Annotated in this window: 19 protein-coding genes and 1 tRNA gene; 10 read left to right on the top strand and 10 right to left on the bottom strand. The window is 70.6% G+C overall.

The genetic code is table 11. The features are described 5' to 3' along the window. Nucleotides 1–52: 52 nt before the first annotated feature. The 3 genes from CP975_RS14685 to CP975_RS14675 form a co-directional block, all read right to left on the bottom strand. Nucleotides 53–1,270: a L,D-transpeptidase gene (locus tag CP975_RS14685; protein WP_246201511.1), complete on the bottom strand. Its 1,218-nt coding sequence runs from the start codon at nucleotides 1,268–1,270 to the stop codon at nucleotides 53–55. Nucleotides 1,271–1,364: 94 nt separating this feature from the next. Further along, nucleotides 1,365–2,429, bottom strand: a complete 1,065-nt coding sequence (locus CP975_RS14680; protein ID WP_055527935.1) for a P1 family peptidase — start codon at nucleotides 2,427–2,429, stop codon at nucleotides 1,365–1,367. 74 nt (nucleotides 2,430–2,503) lie between these two features. Then, nucleotides 2,504–3,709, bottom strand: a complete 1,206-nt coding sequence (locus tag CP975_RS14675) for a low temperature requirement protein A (protein ID WP_055527930.1) — start codon at nucleotides 3,707–3,709, stop codon at nucleotides 2,504–2,506. 223 nt (nucleotides 3,710–3,932) lie between these two features. Here CP975_RS14675 and CP975_RS14670 point away from each other — a divergent pair, with 223 nt between their 5' ends. After that, the gene (locus CP975_RS14670; RefSeq protein WP_150476965.1) at nucleotides 3,933–5,366 is read left to right on the top strand and encodes an MFS transporter; all 1,434 of its coding nucleotides are present in this window, start codon (nucleotides 3,933–3,935) and stop codon (nucleotides 5,364–5,366) included. A 268-nt stretch (nucleotides 5,367–5,634) separates the two neighbouring features. Then, nucleotides 5,635–5,835, top strand: coding sequence for a hypothetical protein (locus CP975_RS14665; protein ID WP_030786355.1), 201 nt, complete (start codon nucleotides 5,635–5,637; stop codon nucleotides 5,833–5,835). 7 nt (nucleotides 5,836–5,842) lie between these two features. Here the strand turns inward: CP975_RS14665 and mscL are convergent, their stop codons facing one another. The 6 genes from mscL to CP975_RS14630 all read right to left on the bottom strand — a co-directional run bounded on the left by mscL (nucleotide 5,843) and on the right by CP975_RS14630 (nucleotide 11,604). Further along, nucleotides 5,843–6,391 carry a large conductance mechanosensitive channel protein MscL gene (gene mscL, locus CP975_RS14660; protein WP_150476964.1) on the bottom strand — a complete coding sequence of 183 codons (549 nt, stop codon included), beginning with the start codon at nucleotides 6,389–6,391 and terminating at the stop codon, nucleotides 5,843–5,845. A 138-nt stretch (nucleotides 6,392–6,529) separates the two neighbouring features. After that, nucleotides 6,530–7,042: a hypothetical protein gene (locus CP975_RS14655; protein WP_150476963.1), complete on the bottom strand. Its 513-nt coding sequence runs from the start codon at nucleotides 7,040–7,042 to the stop codon at nucleotides 6,530–6,532. A gap of 198 nt (nucleotides 7,043–7,240) precedes the next feature. Continuing rightward, complete coding sequence (locus tag CP975_RS14650; RefSeq protein WP_030786362.1) at nucleotides 7,241–8,098, bottom strand: S-methyl-5'-thioadenosine phosphorylase; 858 nt, start codon at nucleotides 8,096–8,098, stop codon at nucleotides 7,241–7,243. Between the two features lie 84 nt (nucleotides 8,099–8,182). Continuing rightward, nucleotides 8,183–8,524, bottom strand: a complete 342-nt coding sequence (locus tag CP975_RS14645; RefSeq protein WP_030786365.1) for an FmdB family zinc ribbon protein — start codon at nucleotides 8,522–8,524, stop codon at nucleotides 8,183–8,185. Between the two features lie 67 nt (nucleotides 8,525–8,591). Further along, entirely contained in the window at nucleotides 8,592–9,863 is a 1,272-nt protein-coding gene (locus tag CP975_RS14640) for an MFS transporter (RefSeq protein ID WP_055527928.1), read from the bottom strand. Between the two features lie 241 nt (nucleotides 9,864–10,104). Beyond that, nucleotides 10,105–11,604: a potassium/proton antiporter gene (locus CP975_RS14630; protein ID WP_055527926.1), complete on the bottom strand. Its 1,500-nt coding sequence runs from the start codon at nucleotides 11,602–11,604 to the stop codon at nucleotides 10,105–10,107. A 243-nt stretch (nucleotides 11,605–11,847) separates the two neighbouring features. Between CP975_RS14630 and CP975_RS14625 the strand changes: the two genes are divergently transcribed. Further along, entirely contained in the window at nucleotides 11,848–14,646 is a 2,799-nt protein-coding gene (locus tag CP975_RS14625; RefSeq protein ID WP_055527925.1) for a penicillin acylase family protein, read from the top strand. A 65-nt stretch (nucleotides 14,647–14,711) separates the two neighbouring features. On the opposite strand, the gene CP975_RS14620 is transcribed toward CP975_RS14625, so the two are convergent. Next, nucleotides 14,712–15,326: a 5-formyltetrahydrofolate cyclo-ligase gene (locus CP975_RS14620; RefSeq protein WP_055527924.1), complete on the bottom strand. Its 615-nt coding sequence runs from the start codon at nucleotides 15,324–15,326 to the stop codon at nucleotides 14,712–14,714. 93 nt (nucleotides 15,327–15,419) lie between these two features. On the opposite strand from CP975_RS14620, the gene galU reads away from it, so the two are divergent. From galU to CP975_RS14585, 7 genes are all read left to right on the top strand, one after another. Further along, entirely contained in the window at nucleotides 15,420–16,331 is a 912-nt protein-coding gene (gene galU / locus CP975_RS14615) for a UTP--glucose-1-phosphate uridylyltransferase GalU (protein WP_055527923.1), read from the top strand. A gap of 4 nt (nucleotides 16,332–16,335) precedes the next feature. Then, nucleotides 16,336–17,682, top strand: coding sequence for a molybdotransferase-like divisome protein Glp (gene glp / locus CP975_RS14610; RefSeq protein WP_055527922.1), 1,347 nt, complete (start codon nucleotides 16,336–16,338; stop codon nucleotides 17,680–17,682). Nucleotides 17,683–17,769: 87 nt separating this feature from the next. Further along, a complete protein-coding gene (gene moaC, locus CP975_RS14605; protein WP_055527921.1) occupies nucleotides 17,770–18,294 on the top strand; it encodes a cyclic pyranopterin monophosphate synthase MoaC in 525 nt (174 codons plus the stop codon). Then, the gene (locus tag CP975_RS14600) at nucleotides 18,291–18,821 is read left to right on the top strand and encodes a MogA/MoaB family molybdenum cofactor biosynthesis protein (protein WP_055527919.1); all 531 of its coding nucleotides are present in this window, start codon (nucleotides 18,291–18,293) and stop codon (nucleotides 18,819–18,821) included. Before moaC ends, CP975_RS14600 begins: the two co-directional genes overlap by 4 nt. Beyond that, the gene (locus tag CP975_RS14595) at nucleotides 18,818–19,441 is read left to right on the top strand and encodes a GNAT family N-acetyltransferase (protein WP_055527918.1); all 624 of its coding nucleotides are present in this window, start codon (nucleotides 18,818–18,820) and stop codon (nucleotides 19,439–19,441) included. The genes CP975_RS14600 and CP975_RS14595 overlap by 4 nt, the downstream gene beginning before the upstream one ends. A 196-nt stretch (nucleotides 19,442–19,637) precedes the next feature. After that, nucleotides 19,638–20,834, top strand: coding sequence for a divisome protein SepX/GlpR (gene sepX, locus CP975_RS14590; protein ID WP_055527973.1), 1,197 nt, complete (start codon nucleotides 19,638–19,640; stop codon nucleotides 20,832–20,834). Between the two features lie 87 nt (nucleotides 20,835–20,921). After that, nucleotides 20,922–20,995, top strand: a tRNA-Ala gene (locus tag CP975_RS14585). Nucleotides 20,996–21,112 lie beyond the last annotated feature (117 nt).

The raw sequence follows: 21,112 nt of genomic DNA, 5'->3' as shown, positions 1-21,112 counted from the left end.
CGCGCGAGGCGCGCGCCGGTCGTCGGGAGACGCGCCCCCCGAAAGGGGTGCGTCAGCTCGCGCTGCCCGCCGTCCACTCGCTCCAGGACATGTTCCAGCCATTGAGGCCGTTGTCCGGGGCGATCGTCTTGTCCGGGGAGCCCGTGACGTTCACGACGTCACCGATCAGGGAGTTGTTGAAGAACCACGCGCCCATGGTGTTCGGGTCGCCGGCGCCGCGCGCGTCCTGGAGGCCCACACAGCCGTGGCTGGTGTTGGCGCTGCCGAAGATGGACGGCGAACCCCAGTAGTTGCCGTGGATGAAGGTGCCCGACGTGGACAGGCGCATGGCGTGCGGCACGTCCTTGATGTCGTACTCCCCGCCGAAGCCGACCGTGTCTCCGTTCATACGGGTCTGGGTGAACTTCTCGGAGATCACCATCTTGCCGTTGTACGTCGGGTTCGACGGGCTGCCCGCGGAGATCGGGACGGTCTTGATGACCTTGCCGTCCCGCTCGACCGTCATCTTCTTGGTCTTGACGTCGACGGTGGAGACCTGCGCGCGGCCGACGGTGAAGGTGACCGTCTTGTGCTGCACGCCGGTGATGCCGTTCCCGCCCTTCACGCCGTCCAGGTTGATCTTCATGGTGACCTTGGAGCCGGCCTTCCAGTACTCCTCGGGACGGAAGTCCAGACGCTGATTGCCGAACCAGTGGCCGACGACCTTCTGGCCGCTGGTGGACGTCACCGTGATGTGCGACTGGACGTCCTTCTTCTCCGTGATCGGCTTGTCGAAGTTGAAGGAGACCGGCATGCCGACGCCGACCTTGGCGCCGCCGTCGGGGGTGTAGCTGCCGATGAAGCTGTTGGCCGAGGAGACGGTGGTGAACGTCGCGTTCTCCGTCGCCGCGTTGCCCTTGGGGTCCTTGGCGTTGGCGGTCACCTTGTACTTGGTGCCGCGCTCCAGCTGGGCCTTGGGCTTCCAGGTGGTGCCGTCACCGGAGATGGTGCCCTCGACGGCGGCGCCGGACGTCACGGACGTCATCTTCACGCTGGTCAGCTTGCCGCCCTTGACCTTGACGCCGGTGGCGTTGATCGAGGCGTCGGTGGCGCCGTCCTTGGAGGAGATGGTGATGTCGGCGCCCTTGGCGGAGGCGCTCGCACCCTTCTTGTCGTTGTCGGCGTCCGCGTCTCCGCCGCAGGCTGTGAGGGTCAGCGCGCCCACGGCAGCGAGCGCGGTGGCTGCCAGCAGGGCACGGCGCCGGGGGTTGACTATGACTGACCTTGTCACGAGCTGCTCCAAGTACGTGTTCTGATCCAGTACGACTAAAGAGCGGCCCGACACGCGGAGTAGTTCCCTCCGCATGGTGTGAGCGCGGGCACATTCACGAAGGCCGCTCGCGGCCCCTCTCGTACTCGTGGCCCTTTCCGTAGAGGTCGAGGTATGCCGGGAACGTCCCGCCCGGCGTCCGGACGGACTCCGCGGCCAGCAGCGCCCGCACGATCGCGGCCGTCACCATGTCCGCGCCCGCGGCGAGGATCTCGTTGAGCGCGAGGGGGGCGGCGGCGTCCAGGGGGCGCTCGCCCGTGGCGAGGGCGAAGACCGTGTCACCGTCGTTGAGCAGGTGGACCGGCCGCACGGCACGCGCCATGCCGTCGTGCGAGGTCCCGGCGAGCTTCTGCGCCTGCGCCTTGGTCAGTTCGGCGTCGGTGGCGACGACGGCGAGGGTGGTGTTGAGGGGCGGCGGCCCGTTCTCGGCGACGGCCTCGGCGAGGCGGCGCTCGGCCTCCTCGTGCACCTCCGGCGCGGGGTAGCCGACCCGCTGCCCCGCGAAGTACCGCCCGTAAAGCACTCCCGTCGCCGGGTCGAACCCCGACCCCGAGGCGTTCGCCACGACCAGCGCCGCGACCGTGATCCCCGAGTCGAGCCGGACGCTCGCGCTGCCGATACCGCCCTTGAGCCTGCCGACCACCGCGCCGGCCCCCGCGCCGACGTTGCCCTCCTGCACCGGGGTGAACGGCTCGGTGCGGGCGGCCGCCTCCACCGCGGCCCGACCGGTCGCCGCGTCGGGACGGGCCGTGAAGTCACCGCCGCGCCCCAGGTCGAAGACGCAGGCGGCCGGGACGACGGGCACGACGTGGGAGGGGTCGGGCCCGACCCGCACCCCGCGGCCCCGCTCCTCCAGCCACGCCACCACCCCGGACGCGGAGTCCAGCCCGTACGCGCTGCCGCCGGTGAGGACGACGGCCTCGACGCGCTGCACGAGATTGCGCGGGTCGAGGGCGTCGGTCTCGCGGGTGCCGGGCCCGCCGCCGCGCACGTCGACGGCCGCGACTGCGCCCCCTTCTGGCGCCAACACCACGGTGGTGCCGGTCAGTTGTCCGTCGCCGGTGCGGGTCGCGTGCCCGACCCGCAGGCCCGCCACATCGGTCAAGGAGTCAGTATTCATACGACGATGCGTACCACGCGCGGTGGTTCACCCCTACCCCCGCGGCGCCCCTATCGGCGCCCTATCGGCGTCGGTCACGCGGACCGGTCCGCGCGGTTCGTCCGAGCCGTGAGCGTCACCCCCGTCGCGACCGTCGCCGCCGCCACCAGGCCCGCGACCAGCACCGCCCATCGCCCCGCGAACGTGCTCGCCAGCGTCGCCAGCGCGCTGACCGGCAGCACCAGCTGCTGGGCGAGGCCCACCTTGAAGTAGCGGGAGTGCAGCGCCCACACGGTGATCAGGTACAGCGTCGTCGGGACCGTCACCGCGGCCGACGCGGCCAGGGTCGAGATGTGCGCCTCGCCCACTGCTTGCTCGACGGCCACCTCGATCCCCGCGCCGATCGCCGCGGCCGAGCCGAGGACCACGTACTGGCCGTAACCCCACAGGAACGCCTGGCGGTTGCCGCGCAGCCGGCCGTGGAAGGGGACGACGAAGTAGATCCACCACGCGGCGAAGACGATGAGAAGGCCGCCGGCGGCGATCGGCAGGAGTTCGTCGAGCGCGTCGTTCTCCTCGATGCCCGACTTCACGGCGATGGTCGCCGCCGCGATCGTCTCGCCGAGCACGATGATCGTGAACAGGCCGTACCGCTCGGAGATGTGGTGCGGGTGCCACGCCGTGGTGTACCCGCGCTCCGCGAACGCCGGCACGGCCATCTCGGCGATCGCCATCACCAGGAACAGCCAGGGCCGGCCGCCCTCGGGCAGGAACAGCAGCCCCGACCAGCCGACCTGGCAGAGCAGCACGCCGAACGCGTACCGCAGTGCGGTGGTCCGCTCGGCCCCCCGCGCCGCCTTGGCTACCCGCAGCCACTGGGAGGAGAGCGCGAGCCGCATGATCAGGTAGCCGAGCCAGATCAGGAGGAAGTCGTTCTCCTCGAAGGCCCTCGACACCCCGGCGGCGAAGACCAGCACACCGGCGATCTGGACCAGGGTGACCACGCGGTAGAGCACGTCGTCGTTGTCGTACGCCGAGGAGAACCAGGAGAAGTTGACCCAGGCCCAGTACAACCCGAAGAAGGTCATCGCGTAGTGAAGGACGCCGTCGCCCGGATGTTCCTCCGCGACGGTGTGCACGAGCGAGGCCCCGGCCTGGGCGACCGCCACGACGAAACAGAGGTCGAAGAATAGCTCCAGAGGTGTCGCGACCCGGTGCTCCTCGTCGCGCCCCCGGGGGAGAAGGGGCCGCAAGAGCTTGGAGGAGCCGGAAGACCCGGGAGTGTCTGTTGTGGACGTCATGTGCCCACAACAGCAGAAGGCGTACGCCGAACCGGGCTGCGCCGCCCGGCGGCGCGGGAGGGCCACCCGGACGGCACATGTGGTCCGAAGTCCCGCTGACCTGCATGTCTTTGGGCTCGGCCCCGCATGCCCTACGCCTCTGCCGCCGACGGTCGCGGAAGACGACCTTGGAGGAGTCAGGCCCCGTAACAAGGTCGGGACCCTGAGCGAACCGGGAACCCACATGACATCGACTGCCGCCCAAGAGACACGGCCCGCGCCCACGGGCACGTCGTACGACCCGGCGCAGTACCGCCCCGGCCGGACCATCAGGGACTGGGAACCGGAGAACGAACTCTTCTGGAAGTCCACCGGCAAGAAGGTCGCTGCCCGCAACCTGTGGATCGCCGTCCCCGCCCTGCTGGTCGCCTTCGTGGTCTGGCAGGTGTGGTCGGTCACCGCGACCAGCCTCGCCGACGTCGGCTTCGCCTTCTCGACCTCCCAGCTCTTCTGGCTGACGGCGGCCCCCGGCCTCACCGGCGGCACGGCCCGGATCTGCTACACCTTCCTCGGCCCGCTGATCGGCCAGCGCCGCTTCACGGCGCTCTCCACGGTCGTCCTGGTCGTCCCGCTGATCTGGCTCGGCATCGCGGTACAGAACCCCGACACCCCGTACGGCGTGATGATCGCCGTCGCGGCCCTGTGCGGTGTCGGCGGCGCCAACTTCGCCTCCTCGCTGGCCAACATCGGCTTCTTCTTCCCCAAGAGGGACAAGGGCAACGCGACCGGCATCAACGGCGGCCTCGGCAACCTCGGCGTCTCCGTCGTCCAGCTCCTCACCCCGATCGTCATCACCAGCTCGGTCATCGCGGTCGGCTCCGCCCAGCACAAGGCCGACGGCACGCCGGTCTGGCTTCAGAACGCCGCGTTCCTGTGGGTGCCGGTCCTGGTGGTCCTGGCCGCCGTCGCGTGGTTCGGCCAGAACGACCTCAAGGTCGCGTCCACCCCCTTCAAGCAGCAGAAGATCATCTTCAGGCGCAAGCACAACTGGCTGATGACCTGGCTCTACGTCGGTACGTTCGGCTCCTTCATCGGCTTCGCGGCGGCCCTGCCGATGCTCATCAAGACGACGTTCACGCCGATCGACGCGGCCTACTCCGCGGCCACGTACGCCTGGCTGGGTCCGGCCGTCGGTGCGCTCGCCCGCTGGGCCGGTGGCTGGATCGCCGACAAGATCGGCGGCGCGCGGGTCACCATCATCTCGTTCGCCGGGATGGCGCTGTCGATCATCGGTGTCATCAACTTCCTGCCCTCCGGAGGCGACCACGGCGACTTCTGGGGCTTCCTCGCCTGCTTCCTGTGCGCGTTCTTCTTCTCGGGCATCGGCAACGGCTCGACGTTCCGCCAGATCCCGGTGATCTTCCGCAACCAGCACGTGAAGGGCCTCGCCGAGGGCACACCCGCCTACGGCAAGGCGCTGAAGCAGGCCGAGATGGAGGCGGGCGCCGTCACCGGCTTCACCTCCGCCGTCGCGGCGTACGGCTTCTTCTTCATCCCGGCGATGTTCGCCAACTTCGCGGTGACCAGTGCGATGTGGGGCTTCGTGGCCTTCTACGCCAGCTGTATCGCGGTCGCCTGGTGGTTCTACGCCCGTAAGGGCGCCGAGTCGCCGAGCTGACGCCCCGGGCGGCAGCGCGAGCACTGATGTCGGGCCGGGCCGGGTGGGTGACCACCAGGCCCGGCTCTCTGCCAGGTCAGGACGTTCGGCCCCGAACTGAGGACCATTGCGGGGCCACTGTGGGACGCGCTCGCCAGGAGCTTCACCCTGCGCGGCACGCCCTCGCCGAGCCCGGCGCGGGTCGCCGCCGCCAAGGAGATCTTCGTGGGTCAGGGCCTCGCAGCCGTCTGTCCGTCGTCGGCGGGCGCGGCCGACGTACCCTGGAAGCATGAGTACCGCCCCCGCCCCCGAATCGCGCGATCCGGAGGAGCCGAAGAAGCCGAAGAACGTGCTGATCTTCGACGATCCGCTGTCGCAGCAGTCTTCGGACGATACGGACCGAGGGTGGGGCGAGCGGGCCGAGTCCGGCGGCGGCAGCGCCGCCGACCTCGCACGCTTCCTCGACGAGAAGCCGCCCCACCACCTCTGAACACGCCCTAGCGCTCGCCGCGCCCGGGGTCGCCCTGCTCCGGACCGTCCTGCCCAGGCCCCGCCTGCCCCGACCCCTGCCCCGGGCCGCTCTGCCCGGCGTCGCGCTGCGCCAGCAGGGCGTCGCGGATCTCCTTGAGGACCTCCAGCTCGGAGAGTTCGACGATCTCCTGCGTGCCCTCCTTCGCGGCCCTCCTCGCAGCGACCTTCGCGAGGTACTTGGCCATGGGCAGCACCATCAGGAAGTACACGACGGCCGCCGTGATCACGAAGCTGAGGACCGCGCTGAGCACGGAACCCCACATGATCGGGATCCCCTTGCTGACCTCGCCCGCGGCGTTCATCTCGCACGGGGACTTCAGGCACGAGTGGTAGTGGTCGAGATCCTTCGTGCCGAAGGCACCGACCAGCGGGTTGATGACACCCTTCACGACCGAGTTCACGATGTTCGTGAACGCGGCGCCGATGACCACCGCGACCGCCAGGTCGACCACGTTGCCGCGCATCAGGAAGGCCTTGAAGCCCTCCCAGACGCCCGGTTCCTTCTTCTCGCTCACCACGAGGCCTTTCGTTGCATGTGCGGGTTGCGGAACAGACAGCTTCGCAACCTACGTCAGACCGTGGCGGGCCTGTCCAATTCGCTCTCACGGACGAGCGACGTGACCGGGTGCCAGTGCGATCGTGAACAGTCGCGCTCATCGCAGGGTCACCGCCAACCGGGCACTCGCCCCGGCCCCGGCGAGCCGCGCCGCCGTGTCCCGCGGCACCGAAAGCACCACCAACGCCCCGCTCTCGGCGGGCCCTTCCAGCGGCCCGGGCACCTCGGAAACCCGCGCGCCCGCGGCCACCACGCGCGGCTTCGCACCGCCCCCGGGCGACCCCTCGGCGGCGATCACGTCGACCCGGTCGCCGGGGCGCAACAGCCTCACGGCCGCCGCGTCCGCGATCCGCACCGGCGCGGTCACCGCCTCCAAGGGCTCACGCTCCCGCGAGGACCCGGCAGAGGCGGGCCCCCGCGGCCGGCCCGCGTCCCCCGGGGCCGTGGCCGCGAGGGCGGCGGCGGTCATCGCGAGTCCCACGGCCAGGGCCCGTCGGCGGTGCCGCAGCAGCCGCCGCAGCCGCGGATGCCCGCCGCGCACCCGCACGGGCGGGAAGTGAGGGACCGGGCAGCCGTCCGACGGCCGGGCCTGGGAAGGGACTTGGGTCACGACAACCACCGCCTGCGGTGCGAGGAGCTGGGCTTGCGCTCCCACGATGCAGGCCCGCGCCGATTCCCGCTGAGGCCCGTGGACTACCCACCGGTTGTGGATAACTCCCTCACCCGAAGGGGAGGTTCCACCGATGCCGCCTCCACCGATGCCGCATCCCTCGGCCCCCCTCAGCCACGCCCCCTCGGCCTCACAACGTCACGGCAGCCGAATCCCCGGATCCATCCCGCCGAGCGCCCCGGCGCACAGACACTCCCGCTCCCCGTCCGCCGCCACCGGCAGCCCGGCGATCGCGTCGAACAGCACGCCCCGCAGCCGGTCCACATTCGCGGCGAACACCTGGAGCACCTCCTCGTGCGAGACGCCCTCGCCGGTCTCCGCACCCGCGTCCAGGTCGGTGACCAGCGTCAATGACGTGTAGCAGAGCTCCAGTTCCCGTGCGAGCGCCGCTTCGGGGTGCCCGGTCATGCCCACCACCGACCAGCCCTGAGCGGCGTGCCAGAGCGACTCGGCCCGGGTCGAGAAGCGCGGCCCCTCGACCACGACGAGCGTTCCGCCGTCCACCGGCTCCCAGTCACGGCCGCGCGCGGCCTTCAGCGCGACGGCCCGGCCGGTCGGGCAGTACGGGTCGGCGAGCGACACGTGCACGACGTTGGGGACGCTGCCGTCCGGCAGCGGGAGCCCGTCGAAGTACGTCTGCGTACGCGCCTTCGTGCGGTCCACCAGCTGATCGGGCACGAGCAGCGTCCCTGGCCCGTACTCGGCCCGCAGCCCGCCGACCGCGCACGGGCCGAGCACCTGCCGTACGCCGACGGAGCGCAACGCCCAGAGGTTGGCGCGGTAGTTGATGCGATGGGGCGGCAGATGATGGCCGCGCCCGTGCCGGGGCAGGAAGGCGACCCGCCGTCCGGCGACCTCGCCGAGGAAGAGGGAGTCGCTCGGAGCCCCGTAGGGGGTGTCGACCTGGATCTCGGTCACGTGGTCGAGGAAGGAGTAGAGGCCGGAGCCGCCGATCACACCGATCTCGGCCCGTATCGCGTTCGCCGTATTCACCATGGGCCGCACAGTATCCGGCCCCGGATACGCCGAGGACCTCGCCGTCGATGAACGGCGAGGTCCGGCAGGGAAGGTCTGAAGGCCTTACGCGGCCGAGCTGGAGGACGCCGTCGACGAGCCGGACGACGTCGACCCCGAGGACGAGGAGGACGACGACGAAGCCGAAGAGGCGGCCGTCGACGACGAGGACTTCGCGTCGGACGTGGACTTCGACGGTGTCGAGGTCGACGGCGTGCTGCTCGACGACGAGCCGCGGCTGTCGTTGCGGTAGAAGCCGGATCCCTTGAAGACGATGCCGACCGCCGAGAACACCTTCTTGAGGCGTCCGTCGCAGCTCGGGCACACGGTCAGGGCGTCGTCCGTGAACTTCTGCACCGCCTCGAGGCCCTCGCCGCACTCGGTGCACTGGTACTGGTACGTCGGCACTTGCTTCCTCCTGGCACTCTCACTCGATGAGTGCTAACGACGATCCATAGTGACCTATTCCGCGGGATCAGTCCACCGTGACCGGCACGCGGTGACCGACGCCACGCGCCACCGTGCGGCCCGCGGCCTTGGGAACGAGCCGCGAGCGCAGCGTGACGAGGACCATGAGGGCCAGTGCCGTGCCGCCCAGCGGGACCAGGAACCCGGCACCGTCCCAGAGGCGGTCCTCCAGCTGTCCGGCGACCGTGACGGCCGCCGCCTGTCCGAGCGCGACCGCGCCGGTCAGCCAGGTGAACGCCTCGGTGCGGCCGGTCGGCGCGACCAGCTTGTCGACCAGGGTGTAGCCGGTGATCAGCGCGGGCGCGATGCAGACGCCGACGAGCAGGCCGATCCCGGCGAGCAGCAGCACGGAGTGAGCGGCCCACAGGCCGGATGCCATCAGCGTCAGCGCCGCGTACGCGACGAGCAGGCGCCGCTGCGGGGAGATCTTCCAGGCGATGGCGCCGCAGGCCAGGCCGGAGAGCATGTTGCCCGCGGCGAACGTGCCGTACAGGACGCCGTTCAGGCCAGGCTCGCCGATCGACTCGGTGAAGGCGGCCAGCGCGACCTGCATGCCGCCGAAGACGGCGCCGATCCCGAGGAACGTCACGATCAGGACGCGCACTCCGGGGACCCGCAGCGCCGAGACGTGCTCCACGCGCGCGTGGCCCTCGGTCTGCGAGGACGGCTTCGGCTGGGTGCTCTTCTGCGCGGCGAACAGCAGACCGCCGATCAGGGTGAGCCCGGCCTCCGTGAGCAGACCGGCGGAGGGGTCGATACCGGTGCACAGCGCGGTCGCCATGAGCGGGCCGAGGACGAACGTCAGCTCGTCGGTGACGGACTCGAAGGCGGCCGCGGTGGTGGCCAGCGGCGAGCCCTGGAGCTTGACGCCCCAGCGGGCCCGCACCATGGGGCCGATCTGCGGCGTCGACGCGCCCGCGGGTACGGCCGCCACGAAAAGGGCCCACAAGGGGGCGTCGGAGAGCGCGAGCACCGTCAGGGTGACGACGGACGCGGTGTGGACGAGCACGCCGGGCACCAGCACGGCGCGCTGGCCGAACCGGTCGGCGAGCTTGCCGCTGAAGGGGGCGAACAGCGCCATGGAGACGCCGGTGGCGGCCGATACGGCGCCCGCGGCACCGTACGAGCCGGTGGTGTGCTGCACCAGCAGGACGATGGAGATGGTCAGCATCGCGAAGGGCTGTCGCGCCGCGAAGCCGGGGAGCAGGAACGTCCAGGCGCGAGGGGTGCGCAGGAGCTGTCCGTAACCCGGGCGGGATTCGGTGACCGTGGATGCCACGGCCCGTGCCTTTCTGCCGCCTGGTAGCGCGGTCCCCCTTGTAGGGCGACGGCGCCGAGAGCTGTCCTCTTGCGCGGAACTGCGGTAGATGCCGGGGCCCACTGCGAGGGCGCCACGGCCGCCATACGGTCGCGCCAGCTCTGCGTCAGGCAGAGTTGGTTCGATCTGGTCCCTTTATCGTACAGGCCCAGGTCCCATCCGCCCCTGTGATTGCAGCGGATGAGACGTCCGACACCTGCGATTAGTGTTTTTCTCCGTCGGTTCCCAGCCAACTCGCGAGCTTTCCGCCGTGTCCGACCGCGCGCAGCCGCCTCTCGGCGGCGTCCCGCACCGGGTCGGTCGCCACCACGAGCAGCTCGTCGCCGCGCCTCAGCACCGTCGTCGGCAGGGGCACGAACGATTCGCCCTCGCGCACGATCAGCGTGACCGCCGACCCGGCGGGCAGCCGCAGCTCGGCCACCTCCACGCCGTGCATGCGCGACCCCTTGGGGATGCCCACCGACAGCAGGTGCCCTTGCAGCCGCTCCAGGGGCGCCGATTCGATGCCGAGGTCGGCGGCCTCCGGGGAGCCCCCGATCCGCAGCTTCTTGGCCAGCCAGGGCAGCGTGGGGCCCTGGATGAGGGTGTAGACGACCACGAGCACGAAGACGATGTTGAAGATCCGCTGGCTGTCCTCGACGCCGCTGACCATCGGGATCGTGGCCAGGATGATGGGCACGGCGCCGCGCAGACCGGCCCAGGACAGCAGCACCTTCTCCTGCCAGGGCATGCGGAACGGCAGCAGGCTGAGGACGACCTCCAGGGGGCGCGCCACCATCGTCAGGACGAGTCCGATGACGAGTGCGGGCCAGGCGTCGTCGAGCAGGTCGTGCGGGGTGACCAGGAGCCCGAGCAGGACGAACATGCCGATCTGGGCGAGCCAGCCGAGCCCTTCGGCGAAGCCGCGGGTGGCGGGCCAGTGCGGCAGCCTGGCGTTGCCGAGGACCATCGAGGCGAGGTAGACGGCGAGGAAGCCGCTGCCGTGCGCCATGGCGCCCGCCGCGTAGGCGGTGACGGCGATCGCCATGACGGCGATGGGGTAGAGGCCGGAGGCGGGCAGGGCCACGTGCCGCAGGCTGTAGGCGCCGATCCAGCCCACCGCGATGCCGATCGCCGCGCCGATCACCAGCTCCAGGGCGATCTTGCCGATCAGTACGTACCAGTCGTCCACCGGTCCCGCCGTGGAGAACGCCACGACGAGGATCACCACAGGGGCGTCGTTGAACCCCGACTCCGCTTCCAGGATGCCCGTGATGCGCGAGGGGAGCGGCACCTTCCGCAGCACCGAGAAGACCGCCGCCGCGTCCGTGGAGGAGACCACCGCGCCGATGATCAGCGCGGGCTGCCAGTCCAGGCCCACCAGGTAGTGCGCGGCCGCCGCCGTGACGCCGACGCTCACCGCGACGCCCACGGTCGACAGCACGGCGGCCGTCGGCAGGGCGGGCCTGATCTCTTTCCACTTCGTCCCGAGGCCGCCCTCGGCGAGGATCACGACCAGGGCGGCGTAGCCGATGACCTGGGTCAGCTCGGCGTTGTCGAAGTGGACGTCCCCGATGCCGTCCTGCCCTATGACGACGCCGATGCCGAGGTACAGGAGCAGGCTGGGGAGCCCGCTGCGCGACGAGATGCGGACCGCCGCCACCGCGACGAGCAGAACGAGCGAGCAGACGAGCAGGAGCTGGTTGAGGTGGTGGACAGTCAGGGGCCGTTCCTTCCGCCGCGCGCACGCAAGTACTTCTTGCGGGCCAAGTACTTCGTTACCTTACCTAATTGTTAACGCCTTCTTGATGCCTTCGAACGCGCATACGATCTTCAGGGGTCCGGTTCCTGACTCCGCGTCCGGAGCCGCGGCGCCCTGCGCCTATGGTTGCTCCAGCGCTCCCAGAGCCGCCCACTCGACAGCACAGCCCGCCCTGCCGCTCGCGTAAGGACAGCAAGGACAGCGATGCCCTCCAACACCACCGCCTCTTCCGGTCATAAGTCCGGCAAGAAGAAGGGGCGCCGAGCCCGACTCGTCGTGATCGTCCTGGTCCTGGCCATCGTCGGAGGCATCGGCTTCGGCGCGTACTGGAGCATCAGCACCGTGCGCGCCTCCTTCCCGCAGACCAAGGGAACCATCAAGCTCGATGGTCTCTCGGGTCCCGTCGACGTGAAGCGCGACGGGAACGGAATCCCGCAGATCTACGCCGAGTCCGACGCCGACCTCTTCATGGCGCAGGGCTACGTCCAGGCGCAGGACCGCTTCTGGGAGATGGACGTACGCCGTCATATGACCTCCGGGCGGCTCTCCGAGATGTTCGGCAAGAGCCAGGTCAAGACCGATGAGTTCCTGCGCACGCTCGGCTGGCACCGGGTGGCGAAGAAGGAGTACGACTCCAAGCTCTCCCCGGAGACGAAGAAGTACCTCCAGGCGTACGCCAAGGGAGTCAACGCCTACCTCGCCGGCAAGGACGGCAAGGACATCTCCGTCGAGTACGCCGCGCTCGGCTTCACCAACGACTACGCGCCGCAGAAGTGGACTCCCGTCGACTCCGTGGCCTGGCTCAAGGCGATGGCCTGGGACCTGCGCGGCAACATGGAGGACGAGATCGACCGCTCCTTGATGACGAGCCGCCTCGGCCCGTCGCAGATCAAGGACCTGTACCCGGAGTACCCGTACAAGCGGAACAAGCCCGTCGTACGGGAGGGCGCCTACGACGGCGTCACCAAGGAGTACGACGCCAAGGGCACCGCCACCGGCACGCAGACCGGAGCGGGCGGCACAGCGAGCACGGGCGGCACCGGCGGTACGGGCGGCACCGCGGGCTCCGGCCTCGCCGGCGGCGCCCAGGCGCCCAGCGGGCTCCAGTCGCAGCTCTCGGGGGTCTCCGACGTCCTGGACGAGGTCCCCGCGATCCTCGGCCCGAACGGCAACGGCATCGGCTCGAACTCCTGGGTCGTCTCCGGCGAGCACACGATCACCGGCAAGCCGCTGCTCGCGAACGACCCGCACCTGGCGCCGCAGCTGCCCTCCGTCTGGTACCAGATGGGCCTGCACTGCCGGTCGGTCTCCGACAAGTGCCAGTACGACGTCTCGGGCTACACCTTCTCCGGCATGCCCGGCGTGGTCATCGGCCACAACCAGAAGATCGCCTGGGGCATGACGAACCTCGGCGCCGACGTCACGGACCTGTACCTGGAGAAGTTCACCGGGGACGGCTACCAGTTCGACGGCAAGGTGCTGCCCTTCACCTCGCGCGAGGAGACCATCAAGGTCGCGGGCGGCAAGTCGAAGAAGATCACGGTCCGTGAGACCAACAACGGCCCGCTCATCTCCGACCGCAACGACGAACTGGTCAAGGTCGGCAAGAAGGCCCACGTGGACACCGCGGCCCCCGACCGGGGCGACGGCTACGGAGTGGCGCTGCGCTGGACCGCGCTGAGCCCCGGCAAGTCGATGGACGCCGTCTTCGACCTGAACAAGGCGGAGAACTTCAAGGAGTTCCGCAAGGCGGCCGCTCTGTTCGAGGTGCCTTCCCAGAACCTCATCTACGCCGACACCGACGGCCACATCGGCTACCAGGCGCCCGGCAGGATCCCGGTCCGCGGCAAGGGCGACGGCTCGCTCCCGGCGCCCGGCTGGGACCCGGAGTACCGCTGGACGGGCTACATCCCGCAGGACGCGCTGCCCTACGAGTACGACCCCAAGCGCGGCTACATCGTCACCGCCAACCAGGCCGTGATCGACGACAGCGACAAGGCCAAGTACCCGTACAAGCTCACCTCGGACTGGGGCTACGGCGCGCGCAGCCAGCGGATCGACGACCTCATCCGGTCGAAGACCCAGAACGGCGGCAAGATCTCCACCGAGGACATGCGCCTCATGCAGATGGACAACAGCAGCGAGATCGCCAAGCTGCTGGTGCCCAAGCTGCTGAAGATCGACGTCAAGGACAAGTACGTCCGTGAGGCGCAGAAGCTCCTCGAGGGCTGGGACTACACCCAGGACGCCGACTCGGCGGCCGCCGCGTACTTCAACTCGGTCTGGCGCAACATCCTCAAGCTCGCCATCGGCAACAAGCTGCCCAAGGAGCTGCGCGTCAAGGGCCAGTGCCTGAACGTCGAGCCCGCCGGCAACACCGGCCCCGCCGACGAGGGCAAGAAGGTGCGCGAGTGCGGTCAGCGCGACGCGGACTCGGCGCAGCCCGACGGCGGCGACCGGTACTACGAGGTGATCCGCAAGATCATCGACGACGAGACCAATGACTGGTGGAAGGCGCCGGCGACCCGCACCGACAAGGAGACCAAGAACCGCGACCAGCTGTTCGCGCGGGCCCTTGAGGACGCGCGCTGGGACCTGACGGCCAAGCTCGGCAAGGACGTCGACACCTGGAGCTGGGGCCGTCTGCACCGCCTCACGCTGAAGAACCAGACCCTCGGCACCGAGGGCCCCGGCTGGGTCCAGTACGTGCTGAACCGCGGGCCCTGGAACCTCGGCGGCGGTGAGGCCGCGGTGAACGCCACCGGCTGGAACGCGGCGGGCGGCTACGGCGTGGTCTGGGTGCCGTCAATGCGCATGGTGGTGAACCTGAAGGACTTCGACAAGTCCAAGTGGATCAACCTCACCGGCGCCTCGGGGCACGCGTACAACGCGCACTACACCGACCAGACGGAGAAGTGGGCCAAGGGCGAACTCCTGCCGTGGGCCTACAAGGACAAGGCGGTCGAGAAGGGCACGAGCGACAAGCTCGTCCTTCGCCCCTGACCGCGGCACACCCCGAAAGGGCCCTCCACGCGCGCGTGGAGGGCCCTTTCGTGCGTCCGGGCGGGTCAGCGGAAGCGGCGCGCCCCCGACGGCGTCACCACGGCGTGCACGGGGTGGTCGTGCGCCTCCGCGGGGAGGTGCGCGACCACTTCGGAGTCGTACAGGAGGACCACGAGCGCGGGATCTGCGCCCGAGCGCTCCAGCCGGGCCAGGACACGGTCGTACGAGCCGCCGCCGCGCCCGAGCCGGTTCCCGTGCTCGTCCACCGCGAGCCCGGGCAGCAGCACGGCGTCCGCCTCCAGGACGGCGTGAGGGCCGAGCCGTGCTCCGGAGGGCTCCAGTAGCTCGATCTTGCCCTGGTGCCGCACGCGCACGAGGGAGTCCTGGCCTTCATAGGCGGCCCAGTCCAGGTCGTTGTCCGGGAGCAGTACGGGCAGCAGGACCCGCGTCCCGCGCGCGTGGAGGGCGTCGAGCAGTACGCGCGTGCCGGGCTCGCTCCCCACGGAGACGTAGGCCGCGACCGTCCGCGCCTGCGCCAACTCCGGCAGCTCCAGCGCGTGCTCGGCGAGAACCGCGGCCGCCTTCCGTGCGTCATCTCCAGTCAACCCGCTTCTCACCGCGAGGAAGTCTCGCCGCAACACGCGCTTGGTTGGCTGGCCGTCGGCCTCGGTTCCGCTCATGGGGTTGTCACAATTCCTTCCTGGTCGGCGCATATGCCATGGAATTATCCGGACCCACAGATTCCGCACATACGTACCGGATATGGTGGCCGCATGACTGAGTCTCAACCCCCCCACCCCCGGATCACCAAGGCGGTCATCCCGGCGGCAGGCCTTGGCACCCGCTTCCTGCCTGCCACCAAGGCGACCCCCAAGGAGATGCTGCCGGTCGTCGACAAGCCGGCGATCCAGTACGTGGTCGAGGAGGCCGCGTCCGCGGGTCTCGACGATGTCCTCATGATCACGGGCCGCAACAAGCGCCCGCTGGAGGACCACTTCGACCGCAACTACGAACTGGAGTCGGCCCTCCTGAAGAAGGGCGACGAGGCGCGGCTCGCCAAGGTCCAGGAGTCCAGCGACCTCGCGACGATGCACTACGTCCGCCAGGGCGACCCCAAGGGGCTCGGTCACGCCGTCCTGTGCGCCGCTCCGCACGTCGGCCACGAGCCGTTCGCCGTCCTCCTCGGCGACGACCTCATCGACCCGCGCGACCCCCTCCTCGCCCGCATGGTCGAGGTCCAGGAGCGGCACGGCGGCAGCGTCATCGCCCTCATGGAGGTGGCCCCGGAGCAGATCCACCTCTACGGCTGCGCCGCCGTGGAGACCACCGAGGACGGCGACGTCGTCAAGGTCACCGACCTGGTCGAGAAGCCCGACACCGCCGACGCCCCCAGCAACTACGCGATCATCGGCCGCTATGTCCTTGACCCCCACATCTTCGGGGTACTGCGCAAGACCGAGCCGGGCCGCGGCGGCGAGATCCAGCTCACCGACGCCCTCCAGCAGCTCGCCGCCGACGAGAAGGTGGGCGGCCCGGTGCACGGCGTCGTCTTCAAGGGCCGCCGCTATGACACCGGCGACCGGGGCGACTACCTGCGTGCCATTGTCAGACTCGCGTGCGAACGTGAAGATCTGGGGCCTGACTTCAAGGCCTGGCTCCGCCGTTACGTCACCGAGGAGATGTAGCACTTTGAGCAGCAGCACGACGACACCGACCACCGGCCAGGACGCACTCTGGTCGGTGGAAGAGCATCTGGACGACATCCTCACGACCGTCCGCCCGCTCGAACCCATCGAGCTCCAGCTCCTCGACGCCCAGGGCTGTGTCCTCGTCGAGGACGTCACGGTGCCCGTCTCGCTGCCGCCCTTCGACAACAGCTCCATGGACGGGTACGCGGTGCGGGTCGCCGATGTCGCGGGCGCGAGCGAGGAGTTCCCCGCCGTCCTGCGCGTCATCGGCGACGTGGCCGCGGGCGCGGGCCGGCAGCCCACCGTCGGCGCCGGCCAGGCCGCCCGCATCATGACCGGCGCCCCGCTGCCGCCCGGGGCCGAGGCCGTCGTCCCCGTGGAGTGGACCGACGGGGGCCTCGGGGAGGGCCCCGTCTCCGGGATGCGCGCCCACAGCGCCGCCCCGGAGGGCGCCTCCGGAGAGGTCCGCGTGCACCGCCCGGCCGAGGCACGCGCGCACGTACGCGCGCGGGGCAGCGACGTCCGGGCAGGCGACCGCGCCCTGACCGCGGGCACCGTCCTCGGCCCGCCGCAGATCGCCCTGCTCGCCGCGATCGGCCGCGGCACGGTGAAGGTGCGCCCCCGCCCGCGCGTGGTCGTCATGTCCACCGGCAGCGAACTGATCCAGCCCGGCGAGACGTTGGCGGACGGTCAGATCTACGACTCCAACAGCTTCGCCCTCACCTCCGCGGCCCGCGACGCCGGAGCCATCGCCTACCGCGTGGGCGCGGTCGCCGACGACGCCGAGACACTGCGCTCCACGATCGAGGACCAGCTGATCCGCGCCGACCTCATCGTCACCACCGGAGGCGTCAGCGTGGGCGCGTACGACGTCGTGAAGGAGGCCCTGACCTCCATCGGCGACCCGGACGAGGAGACCGGCATCGGGGCGGGCAGCGGCGTGGAGTTCCGCAAGCTGGCCATGCAGCCGGGCAAGCCGCAGGGCTTCGGCTCCATCGGCCCCGACCACACCCCCCTGCTCGCGCTGCCGGGCAACCCCGTCTCGTCGTACGTCTCGTTCGAACTCTTCGTCCGTCCCGCGATCCGCACCCTGATGGGCCTCCCCGAGGTCCACCGGTCCACCACGCGCGTGGAGCTGGCCGCGGACGAGGCGCTGCGCTCGCCCGCGGGGCGCCGCCAGTTCCTCCGGGGGAAGTACGACGCCGAGGCGGGCAGCGTGACGCCCGTCGGCGGCTCCGGTTCCCATCTGATCGCCGCGCTCGCGCAGGCCAACGCACTGATCGTCGTCCCGGAGGGCACCACATCGGTGGAGCCCGGCACGGACGTCGAGGTGGTCCTGCTCGGCTGAGAACGCCGCCCGCGCGGTACCGTGTCGCGCACAACAGGCCCGTGCGCGCCGCACCGCGCGGGGCCCGGACCGGGAGCGCCACAGCACATGACCGCGATTTCCCGGGGGGACACCCCCGGATCCCCTGAGCAGCAGCGACTGACGCACATCGACGAGGCGGGCGCGGCCCGCATGGTCGACGTCTCCGCGAAGGACGTCACCGCGCGCACCGCCCACGCCAGCGGCCGCGTCCTGGTCTCGCCGCGCGTGATCGAACTCCTGCGGGGCGAAGGCGTCCCCAAGGGCGACGCCCTGGCCACCGCCCGGATCGCCGGGATCATGGGTGCCAAGCGCACCCCTGACCTGATTCCGCTCTGCCACCCGCTGGCCGTCTCCGGAGTGAAGCTCGACCTCTCCGTGACGGACGACGCCGTCGAGATCCTCGCCACGGTCAGGACGACGGACCGTACGGGCGTCGAGATGGAGGCCCTCACCGCGGTGAGCGTCGCGGCCCTCACGGTGATCGACATGGTCAAGGCCGTCGACAAGGGCGCCGTCATCACGGACGTACGCGTCGAGGAGAAGACGGGCGGCAAGTCCGGGGACTGGAGCCGCGAAGGAGCGGGCGCATGAGCGGCCCGGAAGCCCCGTACACGGCGCTGGTCGTGACGGCCTCGAACCGCGCGGCAGCGGGCGTCTACGCCGACCGGGGCGGCCCCCTGATCGCCGAGGGCCTGACCGCGCTCGGCTTCGCCGTCGAAGGGCCGCGGGTCGTCCCCGACGGCGACCCCGTCGAGCGGGCCCTGCGCGCCGGGGCCGAGGCCGGCCACGACGTGATCGTCACCACCGGCGGCACCGGCATCTCACCCACCGACCGCACCCCGGAGGCCACCCGCCGCGTCATCGACCACGAGGTGCCCGGCATCGCGGAGGCGATCCGTGCGTACGGCAGGGACAAGGTCCCCACGGCGGTGCTCTCCCGGGGCCTCGCCGGAGTCGCGGGCCGCACGCTCATCGTGAACCTGCCGGGCTCCACAGGAGGCGTACGCGACGGTCTCGCCGTCCTGGGGCCCCTGCTGCGGCACGCCGTCGACCAGCTGCGCGGCGGCGACCATCCCGGATCGGGCGGCCAGTCCGGACCATCGGGGGGTACGAGCTGAACAGCCCTTCCTGGCCCGTCGAGCTGACGGACGGCGATGTCTCCCTCCGCCCGATAAAGTTGCGCGACCAGCGTGCCTGGCGTGAGGTCAACCGGCGCAACCGCGACTGGCTGCGCCCCTGGGAGGCCACGATCCCGCCGCCCACGGCCAGCGGCCCGATCGTGCACCGGCCCACCTACCGCCAGATGGTCCGCCATCTGCGCGCCGAGGCGGGGGCGGGCCGGATGCTGCCGTTCGTCATCGAGTACCAGGGCCGCCTCGTCGGGCAGTTGACGGTAGCGGGCATCACCTGGGGATCGATGTGCTCGGCCCACGTCGGCTACTGGGTCGACGAGTCCGTCGCGGGCCGGGGGGTCATGCCGACCGCCGTGGCGCTCGCCGTGGACCACTGCTTCCGCGCGGTCGGGCTGCACCGTATCGAGGTCTGTATTCGCCCCGAGAACACGCCGAGCCGACGGGTCGTTGAGAAACTCGGATTCCGCGAGGAGGGGCTTCGTCCACGCTATCTCCACATCGACGGGGCCTGGCGCGATCACCTCGTCTTCGCGCTCACCGCGGAAGAGGTGCCGGAGGGGTTGTTGAGCCGCTGGCACCGGGCGCGACCTCGGAACACCGCCTAGCCGATTCCGGTTCCCGGCCGGGCCCGCGTAAATGAAATATGTGTTCGAAATCGATCGGAATTTCACGTCCGCGACTGCCTGTTGATCCCCTGTTGATCGCATCAGTCACAAAAAAAGTTCGAGATATCAGCCAGATCGTGCGACACACCGGCGCAATTGGCAGATGGCCTCAACGAAACCCCTCTACCGTGTGAGCGTGAGCAGCAGCGGCCTCATCTACGCAGTCATCGTCGGGGCCTGGGCCGCCTACTTGGTGCCGATGTGGCTCCGTAGGCAGGACGAGCTGAACGAAGCCCGTCCGACGGAACGCTTCAGCACCGCCATCCGGCTGCTGTCCGGACGGGCGGCGATGGAGCGCCGATACGCCAGGGACCTGCAAGCCCGCTCGCCCGAGGACGGCGAGACGCGCGGCGACCCGGACGACGTCACCGGCTCGGTGGACGTCCGGGCCTTCGTCGCGCCTTTGACGGACCCGGCGCTACCGCCCGCGGCGCGGGCGGAGCCTCCGGCCCGTCAGCAGGCGCGCCCCGAACCGGAACTGGAACCCGAGCTGGAGTCGGAGCCCGAACCGGAACCGGAACGTGAGCAGCCGCCGCGCGCCCAGGCATCGCCCGCGCAGCGCGCCGCCTCGGCCGAGGCCGCCGCGCGCGCCCGCCGCTCGAAGGTCCTCGCGCGCCGCCGTCGTACGACGATGCTGCTCTTCCTCGCCTTCACGGCCGGGGCGGTCGTCGCGGGCGTGGGCGGCCTCGCGTTCCTGTGGGCGCCCGCGGGACCCGCGGCGCTGCTGAGCGCGTACATCGTCTATCTGCGCGGCCAGGAGCGGCGCCGCTTCACGTACACGATGGACCGGCGGCGGGCCGAGGCCGCGGCACAGCGACTGCGTGAGCGCCAGCCGCGCCGCGGGCCCACGAGCGCCGAGCCCGTCGTCGGCGAAGCGCGGGACGCCGCCGCGCCCGAGACGGAGACCGGCCTGTCCGCGCTGGCCGCGGACCGTCGCGCCCTCGTCGAGCAGACCGACCACGCGGAGTGGGTCGACCAGCAGCGCGAGCGGCAGCGCGGTCCCGGTCGCGGCGACAGCTGGGACCCGGTCCCGGTGCCCCTGCCGACGTACGTGACCGCGCCGGTCGCCCCGCGCGCCACGGGCAGCGTCGACCTGGGCGCCCCCGACGCGTGGAGTTCGGCGCGCTCCAGCACCGCCGAGCCGACCGCCGAAGAGCCGCGGCGGGTCCCCGGGGGTGCGGGGGACATCGACGCCGTTGAGGGGGCGGACGCCACGGGCGGACGCAGCGACAAGCGCCGGGCCGCGTCCGCGCGGCGGGCCCGCGAGCGCGGTCGTACGCCGCTCTTCGACCAGTACGAGGACGGGGACCGCCCCCGTGCCGCCAACGAGTGAGGCGGCGTGAGGTCCGCCCGGGCTGACCAGCCAGGGAGCGGATTTCCGAGCACCCGGTAGAGGGTGCTAGAGTTTCACTCGTTGCAAGGGCCTGTGGCGCAGTCCGGTAGCGCACCTCGTTCGCATCGAGGGGGTCTGGGGTTCAAATCCCCACAGGTCCACCTGCAAGACCGTTCACGGGTCAAAGCGTGAGTGGTTCACGAGATCCCGTCCGATCATCTGATCGGGCGGGATCTCGTCGTTTCCGAGTCGGTAAGTGCCGGTAAGTGTCGGTAAGT

It is taken from the genome of Streptomyces alboniger, assembly GCF_008704395.1.
In the GTDB taxonomy this organism is placed as follows: Bacteria; Actinomycetota; Actinomycetes; order Streptomycetales; family Streptomycetaceae; genus Streptomyces; species Streptomyces alboniger.
Note: the sequence above shows the minus strand (reverse complement) of the source record. Positions and strands in the feature narration are given on the sequence as shown.

Excerpts from the sequence above, each read along its gene's own strand:
- CP975_RS14680 (WP_055527935.1), bottom strand. The coding sequence starts at position 2,429 with ATGAATACTGACTCCTTGACCGATGTGGCGGGCCTGCGGGTCGGGCAC.
- CP975_RS14620 (WP_055527924.1), bottom strand. The coding sequence starts at position 15,326 with ATGAGCGGAACCGAGGCCGACGGCCAGCCAACCAAGCGCGTGTTGCGG.
- CP975_RS14625 (WP_055527925.1), top strand. The coding sequence starts at position 11,848 with ATGCCCTCCAACACCACCGCCTCTTCCGGTCATAAGTCCGGCAAGAAG.
- moaC (WP_055527921.1), top strand. The coding sequence starts at position 17,770 with ATGACCGCGATTTCCCGGGGGGACACCCCCGGATCCCCTGAGCAGCAG.
- CP975_RS14675 (WP_055527930.1), bottom strand. The coding sequence starts at position 3,709 with ATGACGTCCACAACAGACACTCCCGGGTCTTCCGGCTCCTCCAAGCTC.
- CP975_RS14650 (WP_030786362.1), bottom strand. The coding sequence starts at position 8,098 with ATGGTGAATACGGCGAACGCGATACGGGCCGAGATCGGTGTGATCGGC.
- CP975_RS14600 (WP_055527919.1), top strand. The coding sequence starts at position 18,291 with ATGAGCGGCCCGGAAGCCCCGTACACGGCGCTGGTCGTGACGGCCTCG.
- CP975_RS14670 (WP_150476965.1), top strand. The coding sequence starts at position 3,933 with ATGACATCGACTGCCGCCCAAGAGACACGGCCCGCGCCCACGGGCACG.
- galU (WP_055527923.1), top strand. The coding sequence starts at position 15,420 with ATGACTGAGTCTCAACCCCCCCACCCCCGGATCACCAAGGCGGTCATC.
- CP975_RS14665 (WP_030786355.1), top strand. The coding sequence starts at position 5,635 with ATGAGTACCGCCCCCGCCCCCGAATCGCGCGATCCGGAGGAGCCGAAG.